General features: G+C 70.1%; 18 protein-coding genes. 10 read left to right on the top strand and 8 right to left on the bottom strand.

Annotated elements, in window-relative coordinates; translation table 11 throughout:
• Nucleotides 1-2 precede the first annotated feature (2 nt).
• Nucleotides 3-1829, bottom strand: coding sequence for a transketolase (locus ACFYUV_RS21880; RefSeq protein ID WP_387670880.1), 1827 nt, complete (start codon nt 1827-1829; stop codon nt 3-5).
• 125 nt (nt 1830-1954) lie between these two features.
• Nucleotides 1955-2335 (bottom strand): helix-turn-helix domain-containing protein, encoded by a 381-nt coding sequence (locus ACFYUV_RS21875; protein WP_358288320.1) that lies wholly within the window; start codon nt 2333-2335, stop codon nt 1955-1957.
• Between the two features lie 130 nt (nt 2336-2465).
• On the opposite strand from ACFYUV_RS21875, the gene ACFYUV_RS21870 reads away from it, so the two are divergent.
• The 3 genes from ACFYUV_RS21870 (at nt 2466) to ACFYUV_RS21860 (ending at nt 5358) form a co-directional block, all read left to right on the top strand.
• Nucleotides 2466-2873, top strand: coding sequence for a RidA family protein (locus tag ACFYUV_RS21870; protein WP_387670878.1), 408 nt, complete (start codon nt 2466-2468; stop codon nt 2871-2873).
• Between the two features lie 71 nt (nt 2874-2944).
• Nucleotides 2945-4660 carry an ATP-binding protein gene (locus ACFYUV_RS21865; RefSeq protein ID WP_387670876.1) on the top strand — a complete coding sequence of 572 codons (1716 nt, stop codon included), beginning with the start codon at nt 2945-2947 and terminating at the stop codon, nt 4658-4660.
• A gap of 170 nt (nt 4661-4830) precedes the next feature.
• Nucleotides 4831-5358, top strand: coding sequence for a GNAT family N-acetyltransferase (locus tag ACFYUV_RS21860; protein WP_387670874.1), 528 nt, complete (start codon nt 4831-4833; stop codon nt 5356-5358).
• A gap of 245 nt (nt 5359-5603) precedes the next feature.
• On the opposite strand, the gene ACFYUV_RS21855 is transcribed toward ACFYUV_RS21860, so the two are convergent.
• Both ACFYUV_RS21855 and ACFYUV_RS21850 read right to left on the bottom strand, forming a co-directional pair.
• On the bottom strand, nt 5604-6608 hold the full coding sequence (locus ACFYUV_RS21855; protein WP_387670872.1) for an SDR family oxidoreductase: 1005 nt from the start codon (nt 6606-6608) through the stop codon (nt 5604-5606).
• 8 nt (nt 6609-6616) lie between these two features.
• Complete coding sequence (locus ACFYUV_RS21850; RefSeq protein ID WP_352319527.1) at nt 6617-6883, bottom strand: hypothetical protein; 267 nt, start codon at nt 6881-6883, stop codon at nt 6617-6619.
• A 54-nt stretch (nt 6884-6937) separates the two neighbouring features.
• Here ACFYUV_RS21850 and ACFYUV_RS21845 point away from each other — a divergent pair, with 54 nt between their 5' ends.
• The 3 genes from ACFYUV_RS21845 to ACFYUV_RS21835 are packed head-to-tail and all read left to right on the top strand — an operon-like array spanning nt 6938 to nt 8972.
• Nucleotides 6938-7945 carry a DNA topoisomerase IB gene (locus ACFYUV_RS21845; protein ID WP_387670870.1) on the top strand — a complete coding sequence of 336 codons (1008 nt, stop codon included), beginning with the start codon at nt 6938-6940 and terminating at the stop codon, nt 7943-7945.
• A gap of 45 nt (nt 7946-7990) precedes the next feature.
• On the top strand, nt 7991-8239 hold the full coding sequence (locus tag ACFYUV_RS21840) for a BON domain-containing protein (RefSeq protein WP_387670869.1): 249 nt from the start codon (nt 7991-7993) through the stop codon (nt 8237-8239).
• Nucleotides 8232-8972 (top strand): metallophosphoesterase, encoded by a 741-nt coding sequence (locus ACFYUV_RS21835; RefSeq protein WP_387670867.1) that lies wholly within the window; start codon nt 8232-8234, stop codon nt 8970-8972. The genes ACFYUV_RS21840 and ACFYUV_RS21835 overlap by 8 nt, the downstream gene beginning before the upstream one ends.
• Nucleotides 8973-8983: 11 nt before the next feature.
• Here the strand turns inward: ACFYUV_RS21835 and ACFYUV_RS21830 are convergent, their stop codons facing one another.
• Together ACFYUV_RS21830 and ACFYUV_RS21825 are read right to left on the bottom strand one after the other, a co-directional pair.
• Nucleotides 8984-10765: a PP2C family protein-serine/threonine phosphatase gene (locus ACFYUV_RS21830; protein WP_387670865.1), complete on the bottom strand. Its 1782-nt coding sequence runs from the start codon at nt 10763-10765 to the stop codon at nt 8984-8986.
• 136 nt (nt 10766-10901) lie between these two features.
• Entirely contained in the window at nt 10902-11051 is a 150-nt protein-coding gene (locus ACFYUV_RS21825) for a GPGG-motif small membrane protein (RefSeq protein WP_165959640.1), read from the bottom strand.
• Nucleotides 11052-11122: 71 nt separating this feature from the next.
• Between ACFYUV_RS21825 and ACFYUV_RS21820 the strand changes: the two genes are divergently transcribed.
• On the top strand, nt 11123-12076 hold the full coding sequence (locus ACFYUV_RS21820) for a TIGR03557 family F420-dependent LLM class oxidoreductase (protein ID WP_364330130.1): 954 nt from the start codon (nt 11123-11125) through the stop codon (nt 12074-12076).
• Between the two features lie 3 nt (nt 12077-12079).
• Here the strand turns inward: ACFYUV_RS21820 and ACFYUV_RS21815 are convergent, their stop codons facing one another.
• Nucleotides 12080-12565 carry a DUF1360 domain-containing protein gene (locus tag ACFYUV_RS21815; protein WP_358288293.1) on the bottom strand — a complete coding sequence of 162 codons (486 nt, stop codon included), beginning with the start codon at nt 12563-12565 and terminating at the stop codon, nt 12080-12082.
• A gap of 151 nt (nt 12566-12716) precedes the next feature.
• Here ACFYUV_RS21815 and ACFYUV_RS21810 point away from each other — a divergent pair, with 151 nt between their 5' ends.
• Nucleotides 12717-13268 (top strand): nucleotidyltransferase, encoded by a 552-nt coding sequence (locus tag ACFYUV_RS21810; protein WP_352319540.1) that lies wholly within the window; start codon nt 12717-12719, stop codon nt 13266-13268.
• A 103-nt stretch (nt 13269-13371) separates the two neighbouring features.
• On the opposite strand, the gene ACFYUV_RS21805 is transcribed toward ACFYUV_RS21810, so the two are convergent.
• Nucleotides 13372-13659, bottom strand: a complete 288-nt coding sequence (locus tag ACFYUV_RS21805) for a PRC-barrel domain containing protein (protein WP_364330124.1) — start codon at nt 13657-13659, stop codon at nt 13372-13374.
• Between the two features lie 190 nt (nt 13660-13849).
• Here ACFYUV_RS21805 and ACFYUV_RS21800 point away from each other — a divergent pair, with 190 nt between their 5' ends.
• Both ACFYUV_RS21800 and ACFYUV_RS21795 read left to right on the top strand, forming a co-directional pair.
• A complete protein-coding gene (locus ACFYUV_RS21800) occupies nt 13850-14665 on the top strand; it encodes an SAM-dependent methyltransferase (protein ID WP_387670862.1) in 816 nt (271 codons plus the stop codon).
• Between the two features lie 191 nt (nt 14666-14856).
• Nucleotides 14857-15726 carry a DMT family transporter gene (locus tag ACFYUV_RS21795; protein ID WP_387670860.1) on the top strand — a complete coding sequence of 290 codons (870 nt, stop codon included), beginning with the start codon at nt 14857-14859 and terminating at the stop codon, nt 15724-15726.
• The last annotated feature ends 6 nt before the right edge of the window (nt 15727-15732 follow it).

The raw sequence follows: 15732 nt of genomic DNA, 5'->3' as shown, positions 1-15732 counted from the left end.
CTTCACAACAACCGCTTGACCGCCTCGGCAATCGCGTGGCGGTCTATGCGGGCGTCCGCGAGCTGTTCCTCAGGCGTCGCCGACCCGGGCAACCCGGTCACGGCGAGCTTCACCACCCGCGGGCCGAGCTCGCTGACGGCGTCCAGCACGGCGTCGCCGAGACCGCCCTCCAGCCGGTGATCCTCGACCGTGATCAGGTTGCCCGTCGTCGTTGCGGCCTCCACCAGCACCGCCGCGTCCACCGGCTTGACCGAGTACAGGTCGATCACGCCGACCGGGATGCCGGCCGCCGTCAGCTCGTCGGCCGCCGCCAGCGCCTCGTGGACCGTGATCCCGGCCGCCACGATCGTGGCCCGGTCGTCGGGCGAGCGCCGCAGCACCCGCGAGCCGCCCACCGGGAAACGTTCGCCGGGCGGGTAGATGACCGGCGTCTCACCGCGGGTGGTGCGCAGGTAGGACACCCCTGACACGTCCGCCATCTCGACGGTCAGCGCCGCCGCCTGGTTGGCGTCGCACGGGTACAGCACCGTGCTGCCGTACACCGCCCGCATCATGGCCAGGTCCTCCAGGCCCATCTGCGAGGGGCCGTCCTCGCCGATCGAGACGCCGGCGTGCGAGCCGACCAGCCGGATCGACGCCTGGCTCACGCCGGCCATCCTGATGAAGTCGTGCGCCCTGGTCAGGAACGCCGCGAAGGTGGCCGCGTACGGGGTCCAGCCGCGCACCGACAGGCCGACGGCCGCCGCCACGAGCTGCTGCTCGGCGATGTACATCTCGAAGAAGCGCTCGGGGAAGGCCTGGCCGAACTCCTCGGTCTTGGTCGAGTCGGCCACCTCGCCGTCCAGCGCCACCACGTCGCCGCGGGCCGCGCCGAGCGCCGTCAGCGCCGCGCCGAACGCCGCCCTGGTCGCCGCCTTCGCGCCGACCTCGTACTCCGGCAACGTCGCCGGGCGCGGGTCGAAGTGGAACGGCTCGGCCGCGCCCTCCGGCCGGTGCACGTCCACATGGACGCTGCGCGGTCCGCCCAGCTCGTCGATGGCCTTGTCGGGGTCCTTGAGCGCCTTGCCGTGCGCGCCCTCCCGGTTCTCGACCTCGACGACCCCCTCGCCCTTGCGGGTCTTGGCCAGGATCACGGTGGGACGCCGGCGGGTGTTGCAGGCGTCCCCCAGCGCGAAGTCGATCTGGCCGGGGTCGTGGCCGTCGATCTCGATCGTGTGCCAGCCGAAGGCGCCGAACCGGCGCGCGTACGCCCCCGTGTCCCATCCGTGCCGGGTCGGGCCGCGCTGACCCAGCCGGTTCACGTCCACGATCACGACCAGGTTGGCCAGCCCCTCGGCCCCGGCGTGCTCGGCCGCCTCCCAGATGGACCCCTCGGCCAGCTCACTGTCACCGCACAGCACCCACACCCGGTACGGCAGCCGTTCCAGCCGTCCCGCCATGGCCACGCCCACGCCCACCGGCAGCCCCTGACCGAGCGAGCCGGTCGCGACGTCCACCCAGGGCAGCCGGGGGGTGGGGTGCCCCTCCAGCCGGCTGCCCCGGCGCCGGAACGACAGCAGCTCCTCGTCGTCGATGACCTTCGCCGCCTTGTAGAGCGAGTAGAGAAGGGGGGAGGCGTGGCCCTTGGAGAAGATCAGGTGGTCGTTGCCGGGGTTGTCGGGGCGGTCGAAGTCGTACCTGAGGTGGCAGGAGAACAGCACGGCCATCAGGTCCGCGGCCGACATCGACGAGGTGGGGTGCCCGGAGCCGGCCGCCGCGGCGGCGCGCACGGAGTCGACGCGCAGCTGCGCGGCCAGTTCGGTCAAGTACTGGAGATCGCGTTCAGGCATCAAGACCCTCCTCGTGAGTTTCACGCCGCCTACCCCCTGCGCGGCGCTTAACTCGGGCCTGACGTCAGCTGACCCCATTTGTCGGCAGTTGAAACCTCCCTCGCCTGGGCGGTCCGCGGGCGGCGTCAGGCGTCGAAGCGGCGGCGGGCGGCCTCGATGTCGCCGAGGTGGCGTTGCGTCCACGCGCACATCGCGTCGACCGTCGCGCGCAGGGCCCGCCCCGGCTCGGTGAGCGTGTACTCCACCCGCGGTGGCACGGTCGGATACACCGTCCGCTCGACCAGCCCGTTGCGCTCCAGCATGCGCAGGTTCTGGGTGAGCATCTTGTGGCTGATGCCCTCGACCTGGTCGCGCAGCTCGCCGAACCGCAGGGTGCCCTCGCCGATGGCCTCGATGATCAGGAACGCCCACTTGTTGGCGACGTCCGTGAAGATCTCCCGCGCCAGGGAGTCGGCCCGCCTCAGGTCCGCCGCGCCGTCCGAGCCCTTGAACTGCTTGGTCACCATGAGGTTCCCCAGTCACTGAAAAGTGCGTTCTTCCACGTCAGCGAACACTCTCCTACAGTTCCTCAGTAACCACAAGAGAGTCTTGGGGGCCGTACGCGCGTTCCGGCCCCCCTGTCAGGAGGCGCACGCCATGCCCGTCACCCTGCTGAACCCCGAGGGCCTGCCCGAGATCGACGTCTACCACCAGACGGCGGTCGCGTCGGGAACGAGGCTGATCTTCGTCGCCGGCCAGGTCTCCTGGGACGCCGAGGGCACGACCGTCGGCGCGGGCGACCTCGCCGCGCAGGTCGAACAGTGCTACCTCAACGTCGCCACCGCCGTCGCCGGGGCCGGCGGGTCGTTCGACGACGTGGCGAAGCTGACCGTCCACGTCGTGGACTGGACCCCCGACAAGATGACCGCGCTCCTGGACGGGATCTCCCGGGCGAAGGCGAAACTGGGCACGACGGCGACCCCGCCGGCGACCCTGCTGGGCGTCGCGGCCCTGTCCGTCCCGGACCACCTGGTCGAGGTCGAAGCCACCGCGATCCTCCCGTAAGGGACGCGCGACGTACTGAGAGCAACTGAGAAACGTCGTTGAAAACCCACTTCTCAGTTATCCTCAGTGAAGTGAGGCATGACGAGGTGGACGCGGCGCTCGCTGTGGTGGGGGAGGGCGTCAAGGCGGACTCCCTGGAGTCGGAGACGCTCGACTTCAAGCTGGTGGCCGAGTCGCTGAAGGCCACGTTCAATCTCATCTCCGACGCCCTCGTCTGCTTCGTCAACGCCCACGGCGGCACCCTCGTCCTGGGGGTCGACGACAAGGCGACCGACCGTGTCCGGGCACTTCGCGGTGTGCCCGAGAGCTACACGGTGGAGGGCGTCCGGAAGGGGATCTTCGACCGGACGAGCCCACCGATCACCGCCTTCGTGGAAGAGCGGGTCGTCGAAGGCGCGCGGCTGATTCTGATCACGGTCCCGCAGGGGGCGATGCCGCACAGCAACGCCGCGGGCCTCGCCACCCGTCGTCTCGGCAAGGAGTGCCTGCCGTTCCCTCCGCATCAGCAGCGCGAGGTCATGATCGCTCGCGGCCAGGTCGACTGGTCGGCCGACGCCTCCAGCCTCAGCATCAGCCAACTGAGCGCGGTGGAGTTCGAGAGGCTACGGCGGCTGCTGATCGCCAGCGGACGCGATCATCTGGCCGAGCTGGCGGACCGCGCTCTCCTGGAGTCGCTCCGCCTGATCGCCCCCAACGGAAGCGTCACGAATGCGGCAGTGCTGCTGCTGGCGGATGAAGAGCTGATTCCGCGAGTAATCCCGAGTTATGGCTACTCCTACCAGTTCCGTCCCACCTCGGGCAGCGAAGCCACCGGGCGGACGAGAGGAACCAGGCCGTTGATCGCGGCGATCCAAGCCATGACCGACGCCATGGAGAGCCGTAGAGAGGTGTGGCCGCTCAATCTGGCAGGTGGCGTGCAGCTCCAGCTCACCGACTATCCCAGCGAAGCCGCACGAGAGCTGGTCATCAACGCCTTCATCCATCGGTCGTACGAGACCGGCGGAACCGTCGACATCGAGCACTCTCCCGAGCGGATGATCATCACGAGCCCCGGTGGCCTGGTGTCGGGAGTGACCCCCGCCAACATCCTCACCCATCCGTCCACTCCCAGGAACCGGCTCCTCACGGAGACCGTGTCCGTCCTGCAACTCGCCGAGCGGACAGGACAAGGGGTGGACCGCGCCTACCGCGAGATGCTCAGAATCGGCAAGGAGCCACCGCTCTTCGAGGACCACGGAACGTTGGTCCGCGCGACCCTCGCGGGCGGCATCGGGAACGCGGCCTTCGTGCGGTTCATCAGTGATCTGCCACTGAGGGCGAGCAGGGACATCAACATCCTGCTCTCCTTGACGCACCTGCGTCACAGCAGAAGCATCGACGCGTTCGAGCTGGCTGAGATCATTCAGCGGGCGCCCGTCGAAGCGCAGGAAGTGCTGCGCATGATGCTTGACGACTACAGCCTGATCGCGCCCACCAAGCGAAGCGCCTCCAAGCGGTTCCCCACATATCGGCTGCGAGCAGAGGTGCTCGCAGCCATGTCCCGCTCGGTTTCGTATCGACATGTCGACGTGGATGACATGGGTCGAAAGGTGATCGAACACGTCCGGGAGTACGGCTTCGTCACCAACCAGACGATACGCCGCCTCTTCGATCTGCATGTCTACGCGGCGCGGGACCTGCTCAACAGTCTGCGGGAGCGCGAGATCATCGACAAGATCGGCGACGCGCGTGGGGGAGCGGGCGTGAAGTACGGGCCGGGGCCCAGATTTCCGAAGTCCAAATCCTGAAAGCCGGGTGCGCGGATGGGCCTGGCTCCGGATGTCGTCGGTGCGTCACCTTCGGCGAATGCGTTCTCGTGAACTCGTTGAAGGGGTGCGGTGGCTGACCGTGGGGCTGAGGGATCGGCCCTTCAGCCCCGGACGAGTCGGCAACGGTAGCCGGTACTAGTGTCCAGGTCATGCCTGACGTGATCACGGTTCACCCCGCGCAACCCGGTGACGGGGACGTCCTCGGCGAGATCCACGCCCTGTCCTGGGGCGTCTCGCACGGCCCGCTGTGTGCGCCGAAGGTCGCCGCGGCCGGGATCGAGGAGCGGCGCGGCAAGTGGCACGGCATCCTGGCCGAGGGCGGGGACCCGATCCTGCTGGCGCGCCTGAACGAGCGGCCCGGGGCCTTCGCCCGGTTCGGGGCCTCCACTTCCCGTCCCGGCTCCGCGGAGATCTATACCTTCTTCGCCCATCCGGACGTCTGGGGCAGCGGCATCGCCGGCGTTCTGCTGACGGCCGTCCTGGACGCGGCACGCGACGCCGGGTACGACGACGTGCACCTGTGGACGCTCCGGGACTCGGCCCAGGCCCGCCGCTTCTACGCCAAGAACGGCTTCACCGAGACCGGCAGGACCCACGACCACGAGTTCGAGGAGGGGCCTGCGCTGGCCTTGATCGAGCTGGAGCGAGCCTTGCCAGGGCGAGCCGAACTGCCCTGATCCTCGGGGCCTTCTGGAGCCGAGTGCTGCGACTCTGAAGATCGCAGTGGTCGGAGACGCTCCCGTTGCCCAGCCAGTGATCTTTGGGACGGCTGGTGGGGGATGAGTAGGTCCGCTGCCGGGTCGGACGGTAGGGGCATGGCCGGTACATCGGCAGAGGACACTTCGCTGCGCCCCTGGGCCGGGTGGGCTCCCACGGCCCACCCGGTAACCAGGTGCCAGGCGGGGGCCAGAAAGGCCCCCGGTCAGCGAGCGAGCCGGCGGGCCACCGTGACCGCCGCGGCCACACCCCCCACAGCCGCCATCACCGCCCGCCGGTGCTGGGAGAGCCACACCTGCGGGCTGTGACCGTGGGAGCGCCGGTCGAACGTGCCGTGCGCCCCGTAGTCCTTGTCCTCGTCGGCCGGCTCCCAGAGGTTCGACACCCCGCTCGGCTGCTTCTCGTCCGTCTGCTGGGACTGGATGCCGGTCCTGGCCAGGTACCGGTCCACCAGGGCGGGGGCGACGCGCTGGGCCATGAGGGTGGCCGCGGTGCTGGCGCCCACCCAGTATTCCTTGCGTCCGGGGTGCTCGGCGGCGTACACGATGGCGCGCGCCGCGACCTCCGGCTGGTAGATCGGGGGTACGGGCTGGGGGTGCCGCCGCAGCTTGGACAGGACCCACTCGAACTGAGGGGTGTTGACCGCGGGGAGCTGGACCAGCGTGACGTCGATGCCGCTCCGGTCGGCCAGGAGCTCGGTGCGCAGCGACTCGGTGAAGCCCTTGATGGCGTGCTTTGCCCCGCAGTACGCCGACTGGAGGGGGATGCCGCGATGGCTCAGGGCCGAGCCGACCTGGACGATGGTCCCGGCGTTGCGAGGGCCCATGAGGTCGAGGGCGACCTTGGTTCCCCACACATAACCGAGATACGTCACCGAAGTGGTACGAGCGTACTCATCTGGCGAAATATCGGTGAACTTGGCGAATACTGAGGAAAAGGCGGTGTTGATCCAGGTCGAGATCGGTCCCATCTCCGCCTCGACGCGCTCCGCCGCCGCCTTCACCTGCTCGTAGTCCGCCACGTCCGCCTCGTAGACCTTCGCGTCCCCGCCCGCGGTTCCCACGTCCACGGCGGCCGCGCCCAGGCCCGCCGTGCCGCGGGCGATCAGGGCCACCCGAGCGCCGCGAGCGCCCAGCTCGCGCACCACCGCCCGCCCGACCCCGCCGCTCGCGCCCGTCACCACTACCACGCGTCCTCGAAGGGATGCCATGTCGGTTGTCAGCCTGCCTCTCCCGTGTTTCGGTCCTTCTGCCGCCGGATCGCCAGGGCGATGTCGACGATCGTGATGATGAACAGCACGATCGCGATCCCTGCCATCACCGGCGCGCCTGCTATGAGTCCCAGCACCGTGAACGCGAAGAGGAACACCAGGATGAACGATCCCACCCTGATGTGCACCACGTCGCGCGGTGTGGCGGGCACCATGGGGTGGCCCTTCCGGTCACCCTCTTCGTGCCATCTACCGTCATCCGTGTTCTCAGGCATGCCGCTCACCTGCCCGTCCTGTTTGTTGCCTAACGTGCTGGGTAGCCGCCCTGCGTGCCCGAGCTACATCCCAGTGACCAGAGTGAGCCGGGGATCGTCCGGCGCCGTCGCGGGCGCGGGTTCAGCTACGAAGGACCGGACGGGCGGCCGGTGCGCGACAAGGCGACGCTGGAGCGCATCAGGTCGCTCGTCATCCCCCCGGCGTGGAAGGACGTCTGGATCTGCCCCTCCCCGTACGGCCACCTCCAGGCCGTCGGCGTGGACGCGGCCGGACGCCGGCAGTACCGCTACCACGACCTCTGGCGCGAGCAGCAGGACAAGGCGAAGTTCGACCACGTGCTGGAGGTGGCCGAGCGCCTGCCCGCGTTCCGCAAGGCCGTGGACGACCGCCTCAAGGGCCGCGGCCTGACCCGGGACCGGGTGCTGGCCGCCGCCGCCCGCCTGCTGGACGTCGGCTTCTTCAGGATCGGCGGCGAGAGTTACGACACCTACGGCCTGGCCACCCTGCGGATGGACCACGTGACCTGCAGCAACGGCGTCGTGACCTGCGCCTACCAGGCCAAGGGAGACATCTCCCGCGAGGTCGTGGTGGCCGATCCCGGAGCCTGCACGGTGCTGCGTTCGCTCAAGGCGCTCGGCGCGGAGGGCGAGCTGCTCCGCTACCGCCGCCCGGAAGGCGGCTGGGGCGACGTCAGGAGCGAGGACATCAACGACTACCTGCGCGAACTGGTCGGCTGCGAGGTCACCGCCAAGGACTTCCGCACCTGGCACGCGACCGTCCTGGCCGCGGTGGGCCTGGCGGTCTCCAAGCACGCGCGGGGGAACGGCACCGCCAGGAAGCGGGCGGTCACCCGGGTGATGCGGGAGGTGGCCGAGTATCTGGGCAACACGCCGACCGTGGCGCGGGCGTCGTACGTGGACCCGCGGGTGGTGGAGGCGTACGACCAGGACAGGACGATCGCCGGGGCCCTCACCGAGCTCGGAGCGGACGCCGATTACGGGCAGCTCGCCACCCACGGGACGGTGGAACGGGCCGTTATAGACCTTATTCGCGCCGTTTGAGCCGTTAATCCCCGGGCATGCGGCGACAATAGAAGGAGGCAAGCGATGGAAGCTCCGCAGTACGTCGCGGCCCGCGTCCAACAGGCGCTGGCCGAGGACGGACGCACGAACGAGCTGGGCATCCGGGTCGACGTCCGCGGCGACCAGTTGTTCCTGCGTGGTCAGGTGAGCGGAGCCGAGCAGCGCGACAGGCTCGGCCAGGTGGCGCGGGAGATCGCGCCCCAGCTGCACCTGCACAACGAGATACGCGTGGTCGACGTCTCGGTGCCGGGGGAGGATGAGCATCTTGACTGACCTGCGAATAGCGGCGGTGGGCGACATCCACCTGGGCGAGGACGTCAGAGGCCAGTACCGGCGCAGGCTTGAGGGCATCGAGGAACGTGCCGACGTGTTCATGGTCGCGGGAGACCTCACCCGGCACGGCACGCTGGAGGAGGGCCGGGTCGTGGCCGACGAGCTGCGCGGCCTGCCCATCCCCACCGTGGCGGTCCTGGGCAACCACGACTACCACTCCGATCTGCAGTACGAGATCGCCGCCGAGCTGCGCGACGCCGGCGTCATCGTGCTCGACGACGACGGCACGGTGATCCAGTGCGGTGACCGGAAGCTGGGCGTGGTCGGCGGCAAGGGGTTCGGCGGCGGGTTCGCCGGCAAGAGCGCCAGCGAGTTCGGCGAGCGCGAGATCAAGAACTTCATCTCCCACACGCGCTACATCGCCGAGGCGTGGAAGGTCGCGCTCAAGGAGCTCGTGGCCGACCAGCGCGTGGTGCTGTCCCACTACTCCCCGATCAAGGAGACGCTGGAGGGCGAGCCGCTGGAGATCTACCCCTTCCTCGGCAGCTACCTGCTGGCCGAGGCGGTGGACACGGCGGGCGCCGACCTCATCCTGCACGGGCACGCCCACAAGGGCACGGAGAAGGGCACGACCTCGGGCGGCATCCGGGTGCGCAACGTCGCCCTGCCCGTCCTCGGCAGGGCGTACGGCGTCTACTGCCTGGAGGAGCCGGGCAACGGCTACGACGACTGACCCCGCAGGCGTCACAACACGCGTGCCGCGATCACGCACACGTCGTCGGTGGAGTCGTCGGCGCCGAGCCGCCGCAGCAGGCAGTCGATCGTCTGCTCGGGATCGTCCCCCACGCACGAGCGCGAGGCCCGCAGGAGCGCGGCCATGCCGACGTCCAGGTCCTGCCCGCGCCGCTCCACGACGCCGTCGGTGTACAGGACCAGGGTGTCGCCGGGTTCGAGCTGGGTGACGGTCATGTCGTACTCGGCCGCGTCGAAGGCCCCCAGTAGCGTGCCGGTGACCCCGTCGATGGCCTGCCCGTGCCCGTCCCTGATGAGGACGGGCGCGAGGTGCCCGGCGTTGGTCCAGGCGAACGTGCGGCGCTCGGGGTCGAAGTGGCCGATGATCGCGGTTCCGGTGACGGTGACGTCCTCGTTGGAGTGCACGATGAGGTCGTTCAGCCAGGTGGCGAGCTGACCGGCGGGAGCGCCGGTGTACGCCAGGCCGGCCAGCCCCGAGCGCATCTGCAGCATGATGCTCGCGGCGGTCAGGCCGTGGCCCATGGCGTCGCCGATGGCCAGCAGCACGCGGCCGTCGGTGATCAGCCGGGCCTTGAACCAGTCGCCGCCCAGCCTGGCCAGGTCCTCGCTCGGCAGGTAGCGCACGCCGACGGCGAGCCCCGGGAGCGGGATGAGGCCCCGGCGGATCGGCAGGATCGTGTTCTGCAGCTGGACGGTGATCCGGTGCTCCTGCTCGGCCCGTTCCTTCTCCTTGGTCGCCTGCTCGTGCGCCACGGCCAGCGCGCGTTCCCTGCGGCGGTTCTTGGTGACGTCCTGGACCAGGCAGCGGACCTTGAGCGGCACGCCGTCCCCGTCGAGGATCGGCTCGCTGTAGACGCACAGGTGGCGTACGCCGTGCCGGTGCTGGATGCGGAACTCGTTCTCCACGGCCTCGCGGAACTCCAGCAGCGTGCGGATCTGCTCGTCCATGACGGGCAGGTCCTCGGCGACCACCACGGCGGGCAGCTCCTCCAGGGGCATCGGGCCGTCGGCGCGGGCGCGGCCGAACATCTCGTACATCTGCGGCGTCCACAGGGTGCGCTCGGTCGCCAGGTTCCACTCGCCCCAGCCCAGTTCGGCCAGGCGCTGGGCGCGTTCCCAGCCGGAGACCAGCAGCTCCTCGTCGTCGAGGATGCGCCAGCTCACCAGCAGGCCCTCGTCCACGCGCGCGGCGCGCACGGCCAGGGTCGCCGGCCACAGCCGGTAGTCCATGGCCTCGACGAACTCCAGCGGCATGTGGTGCAGGGACTCGCCCGACTCGTACACGGCGATGTAGTCGTCCAGCAGGCCGGAACTGGCCACGCCGGGGCTGACCGTGAGCAGGCGGCGCCCGGCCAGCTCGTCGGCCGTGCGCCCGGCGGGGGTCCTGGCGTGCTTGTTCGCGGCCAGGACGAGGAAGTCCACGACGCGGCCCGCGTCGTCGTGGACGGGGGTGAGGAAGAGGGCCGAGGCGTGCACGCCCGCCAGCATGCCGCGTACCCACTCGGGCACCTCGGGCCGTTCGAGCACCTGCTCGGACGGCCGTTCGATGCCCTTGGCGACCTCGGTCAGGTCCAGACCGCTGTGCTGGGCCATCCTGGCGAGTTGCTCGGCGGCCTCGCCTGGGCGGATGTTGAGCCGGGTGGCCAGGCGGGCCGTGGCCTCGTCGAGGATGGCCTGGGTACGCAGGTGGCGGCGTACGTGAACAAGTTGCTCACGGACCCGTGCCGAAGCCGCGTTCATCTCGTAGCGGCTGAACGGCGGAAATCTGCTCACTCGCTCCCCATGCCCGATCAATCGGGATTGAGGGCTGGTGGTGCTGATATTTCGGCAAAACTAGGTGGTCCGCTGGGCCGTTCTCGAGGTTCGGCCCAGCGGGTTGTCACGGACGGAGTGCGGGGCGGCGTGCGCCCTACACATTGAAGATGCTGACCCCGCCCGGGCCCACGAGGAAGCCGAGGACGATGAGCACGATCCCCCAGAGGAGGTCGCGACGGGCCAGAATCACGTAGATCCCGGAGATGACGAGGATTACGGCGATGATCCAAAGCAAAGTAGCCATGTGACTGCAACTGCCCCCACGCGCGACTCAGTAACATGTTTTCCTCCGCCGTAACGGGCAGGTGGTGATTCATGACGACATTCGGCTATTTCTTGTCGTGTGAGGAACACGGACCCAAAGAACTGGTACGTCAGGCCAAAGCCGCCGAACGCGCCGGTTTCGCGGCTCTGTGGATCTCCGACCACTTCCACCCCTGGCTGGACGAGCAGGGCCAGGCGCCCTTCGTCTGGTCCGTGATCGGCGCGCTGGCCGAGGCGACCTCCCTGCCCATCACCACCGCCGTCACCTGCCCCCTCATCCGTACGCACCCGGTCGTCGTCGCGCAGGCCGCCGCCACCACGGGAGCGCTCACCGGCGGACGTTTCCGGCTCGGCGTGGGCACCGGCGAGGCGCTGAACGAGCACGTCGTCGAGTCGCGCTGGCCGCCGCTCAGCGAGCGCCTGGAGATGCTCGAAGAGGCCGTCGGGCTGATGCGCGAGTTGTTCACCGGCAGGCTGGTGACCCACCGGGGCGCCCACTACCGCGTGGACACGGCCCGGCTCTACACGCTCCCCGACGAGCCGGTGCCCATCCTGATGTCGGGGTTCGGCGAGAAGTCCACGACGCTGGCCGGCCGGCTGGCCGACGGCTACATCTCCACCGCGCCGGACGCCGAGTCGGTCACGCGCTTCCGCGAGGCGGGCGGCGCGGGCAAACCGGCGCTCGGCGGCCTCAAGGCGTGCTACGCCGCCGACGAGGCCACCGCGCGCAAGACCGTCCACCGCCTGTGGCCCACCCAGGGGATCAAGGGGGAGGCGTCGCAGATCCTGCCGCTGCCGCGCCACTTCGAGCAGCTCGCCGAGTCGGTCACCGAGGACGAGGCCGTGGGCGGCAGCCCGGTCGGCCCCGACCCCGAGGTCCACGCGCGGGCGCTCAAGGAGTACGTGGACGCGGGGTTCGACGAGGTCTACGTCAACCAGATCGGCACGGAGCAGGACGCGTTCTTCGACTTCTACGAACGCGAGGTGCTCCCGAGAGTGCGCTGACAGCTAGTCGGCCGACTTCATCAGCTTGGCGTACCCGAGCTGCAGCCAGTCGGAGATGGCCACCGCGGTCATCGTGGCGCCGACGAGCCTGGTCACCCTGGGGGCGAAGACCAGGCCGACGGCGTACGCGGTGGCCGCCCACTGGGCCAGGCAGAACGGGCAGGCCAGCAGCTCGCCCATCGGCCCGCGCGGCTCCTCCTGGACCTCCGAGGGGCCGCCCTGGCCCTCGTACCTGGTGAAGGGCGCCCGCAGAGGGCTCATGACCGGGTCCTTGGCCAGGCGCCGGGAGACCTTGTGCGTGCAGGCCGCCATGAGCGCGAGGTCGAGGACGCCGACCCGTTCGGGCAGCTTCCGCTTGGTGAGCACCGCGGCCGCCGCCGCCCCGGCCACCCCCGCGCCGTACGTGGCGAGGATGCCCAGGTAGCCGCCCAGCGGACGATCATGCCCGTTGCCGTAGGCCCGTTCCGTCTTCTCCAGCATCTCGGTCATAGGGTGTGGCGCTACCCTCAACCCCTGCCTCTACGCGCCGTCCCCGGGGCTGTCTCTTGGGCTGTTCCCGACGTCTACATGACGATCGTGAGGGTAGCCCGGAACCATGAGCAGCCATGGTCATGCGGTCACTGACGCCATCCTTGACACGTTGAAGCGCGCCAGCTCCGGGCTGAAGGACGCCGGGGTGAAGTTCGCGCTGGCCGGCGGCTGCGCGGCCTACGCCAGAGGCGCCGCCCCCTCCTTGCACGACGTGGACTTCGTGCTCACCGAGCATGACGTGCCCGCCGCCTTGGAAGCCCTGCGCGGGCTGGGCTTCGAGACCGCCAAACCGCCGGAGGACTGGCTGGTCAAGGCATACGACGAGGGCCGGCTGGTCGATCTGATCTTCCGGGTCTCCGACCATGAGATCACCGAGGAGCTGCTGGACCGGGCCGAGCCGTTGAAGGCGTCGGCGGTGATCGTGCCGGTGCTGGAGGCCACCGACCTGGTCATCTCGTGGCTGCTGCCGCTGTCGGAGCACGCCTGCGACTACGGCTCCCTGCTGGCCCAGGTGCGGGCGCTGCGCGAGCAGGTGGACTGGCCGCGGGTGGTGGCGGTGGTGGCCGACTCGCCGTACGCGACGACGTTCGTGACGCTGCTGGAGCGGCTGGGCGTGCTGAGCGAGCCGGTGGTGGCCAGCGGCGAGAGCCGGTGGCCCTGACCCGGCAGCCCTGACCCGGCAGCCCTGAGGAGGGCGGCCCGGAACGGGCGGAGGGCCGCGCCCGGATCGGACGCGGCCCTCCCTCTAGGGCAGACTGCGAGGGTCACCCGCCGTAGCGGCCGTAGTAGTCACCCAGCCGCGTGCGGTACTCGGTCTCCTTGTAGCTGCCCTCGTCGAACTCGGGCGCGTCCTTGATCTCGGCCTTGGTGCGCGCGACGTGCACGTTGCGCTCCTGAGGGTCGATGCGCGTGACGACCTGCGCCGGCAGCATGACCTTCTTGCCGAAGATCCAGGGACCGGTGTCGACGATGATGTAGCTCTCGCCGACCTCGTACGTCGCCTCGTCGACGGACCCGATCTTCCCGTCGGTCGCCTGGACGTGGTACCCCACGAGATCCAGACTCTGACCGCGGTCATAGACGTCAGGACGATAGTTCCAGAGCTCCATCGGGCTCTCTTCCTCTCTTCTTCCGTCTTTTCTCGGGCAAGACCTCCGCTACCCGGACAGACTCCGGTAAACCCCCAACAAAGCGTCGGTGGCGGCGGCTACGATCCGCGTCACGGACTGGAAAGGGGGCCGGATGACCGTCGGCGAGGCGCAGGAGTGGGCCCCTCCGGGCGTCGACGTCACGCGTCCCAGCGTGGCCCGCGTGCACGACTGCCTGCTCGGCGGCGTGGAGAACTTCTCCGTCGACCGCTCGGTGGCGCGCCGGCTCAAGGACGCCGTGCCCGAGGTGGTCGACCTCGTCTGGTGCAACCGGGCCTTCATCGGCCGGATCGTCGACTTCCTCGTCCGCGAGGCGGGCATCAGGCAGATCATCGACCTCGGCGCCGGGCTGCCGACCATCGAGAACACGCACGAGGTCGCCCAGTTCGCCGACCCCCGTACCAGGGTCGTCTACGTGGACATCGACCCCATGGTCGAGCCGCACGCCCGCGCCATCCTGAGCGGCAACCCCGGCGCCACCGCGATCACCGCCGACGCCCGCGACGTCGACGCCGTGCTCGGCCACCCCGAGCTGGGCCGCCTGATCGACCTCGACCAGCCCACGGCCCTGCTGGCCATCGGGCTGCTGCACCTGTTCCCCGACGCCGACGACCCCCACGGCCTGGTCCGGCGGTACGTCGCCGAACTCGCCCCCGGCAGCCACCTGGCCGTCTCCAACATGCTCGCCTCCGGCAACCCCAAGGCCAAGGCCCTGGAGGCGCTGCTCCAGGCCACCATGGGCACCGGCCACTTCCGCGAGCGCGCGGCGATCGAGGCGTACTTCGACGGTCTCGTGCTGGTCGAGCCGGGGGTGGTGCACTTCCCCGAATGGCACCCCGACGAGCGGCTGCCCGGCCCGCTGGCCCCTTGGGAAGAGCTGCTGCTGGGCGGCGTGGCCCGCAAGCCGTGAAACCCGGGTGCCTTCGCGGCGGACGGACGGCTAGGGTGACGCCCATGCCGCGTCGATTCCTCGTCTGCTCCCCGCCGCCGGCCCTCTAGCGGGCGGCGGCGTTTCAGGATTCTCCGGGTCTGACCGATCCGGGGGTGGTTGCTGCCCGCATACGGGCCCATTCCAACCACTCCATCCGGAGAACTCCTGTCATGACCCCTGTCTCCGCCCGCCGTGGCGCCGTCTACGTCTCCGTGGCCGCCACGGCCTGGGGCACCGGTGGCGCCGCCGGCGCGCTGCTGTTCGAGTCGGGCCGCCTCGGCCCCGTCGGCGTCTCGCTCTGGCGTTACCTGCTCGGCGCCGCCTTCCTGCTCGCGCTCACCCGCCGCGCGGCGCGTCCGCGCCGGCTCACCTGGCACGTCCTGCCGGTCGGGGCCGGCATGGCCGTCTACCAGACCGCGTACTTCGCGGCCATCGCCGGGTCCGGCGTCGCGGTCGCGACGGTCGTGACCATGGGCGCGACGCCGATCTTCACCGCCCTCGGCGGGCGGCTGCTGCTGCGCGAGCCGCTCGGACCGGTCGCCCGCGCCTCGCTGGCCGCCGCGCCGGTCGGGCTCGTCCTGCTCACCTGGGAGTCCGTCGTCCAGACCCGCTCTCTGTCCGGCATCGGGTACGCCCTGCTGTCGGCCGCCGGGTACGCCGGCGTGACGCTCTTCTCCCGGCACCACAGGGCGGCCGATCCGCAGGCCACCGCGGTCGGCGGGTTCGCGGTCGGGGCGGCCTGCCTGGCGCCCTTCGCCCTGCCCGCGGGCGTGCTGCCCGAGCTGAGCGTGTCGTCGGTGGCGCTGCTGGTCTACCTGGGCGCGGTGCCCACCGCCCTGGCCTACGGCCTGTTCTTCCGGGCGCTCACCGCGTTGCCGGCCACCACGGTCTCGATCATCTCGCTGGGCGAGGCGGCCGGGGCGGCGCTGATCGGCGTCCTGCTGTTCGGCGAGCGGCTGACCCCGCTCGCCTGGGGCGGGTGCGCGCTCCTGCTCGCCGCGGTCGCCGTTCTCGCGCTGAAAGCGGAAACGGAGATGTGAGGTCCA

It is taken from the genome of Nonomuraea sp. NPDC003560 (assembly GCF_042878785.1).
In the GTDB taxonomy this organism is placed as follows: domain Bacteria; phylum Actinomycetota; class Actinomycetes; order Streptosporangiales; family Streptosporangiaceae; genus Nonomuraea.
This window is presented reverse-complemented; position numbering and strand designations above follow the sequence as displayed.

Bases quoted from the DNA above. Each gene is read 5' to 3' on its own strand.
- ACFYUV_RS21880 (WP_387670880.1), bottom strand. From the start codon at position 1,829: ATGCCTGAACGCGATCTCCAGTACTTGACCGAACTGGCCGCGCAGCTG.
- ACFYUV_RS21875 (WP_358288320.1), bottom strand. From the start codon at position 2,335: ATGGTGACCAAGCAGTTCAAGGGCTCGGACGGCGCGGCGGACCTGAGG.
- ACFYUV_RS21870 (WP_387670878.1), top strand. From the start codon at position 2,466: ATGCCCGTCACCCTGCTGAACCCCGAGGGCCTGCCCGAGATCGACGTC.
- ACFYUV_RS21860 (WP_387670874.1), top strand. From the start codon at position 4,831: ATGCCTGACGTGATCACGGTTCACCCCGCGCAACCCGGTGACGGGGAC.
- ACFYUV_RS21855 (WP_387670872.1), bottom strand. From the start codon at position 6,608: ATGGCATCCCTTCGAGGACGCGTGGTAGTGGTGACGGGCGCGAGCGGC.
- ACFYUV_RS21850 (WP_352319527.1), bottom strand. From the start codon at position 6,883: ATGCCTGAGAACACGGATGACGGTAGATGGCACGAAGAGGGTGACCGG.
- ACFYUV_RS21840 (WP_387670869.1), top strand. From the start codon at position 7,991: ATGGAAGCTCCGCAGTACGTCGCGGCCCGCGTCCAACAGGCGCTGGCC.
- ACFYUV_RS21825 (WP_165959640.1), bottom strand. From the start codon at position 11,051: ATGGCTACTTTGCTTTGGATCATCGCCGTAATCCTCGTCATCTCCGGG.
- ACFYUV_RS21820 (WP_364330130.1), top strand. From the start codon at position 11,123: ATGACGACATTCGGCTATTTCTTGTCGTGTGAGGAACACGGACCCAAA.
- ACFYUV_RS21815 (WP_358288293.1), bottom strand. From the start codon at position 12,565: ATGACCGAGATGCTGGAGAAGACGGAACGGGCCTACGGCAACGGGCAT.
- ACFYUV_RS21800 (WP_387670862.1), top strand. From the start codon at position 13,850: ATGACCGTCGGCGAGGCGCAGGAGTGGGCCCCTCCGGGCGTCGACGTC.
- ACFYUV_RS21795 (WP_387670860.1), top strand. From the start codon at position 14,857: ATGACCCCTGTCTCCGCCCGCCGTGGCGCCGTCTACGTCTCCGTGGCC.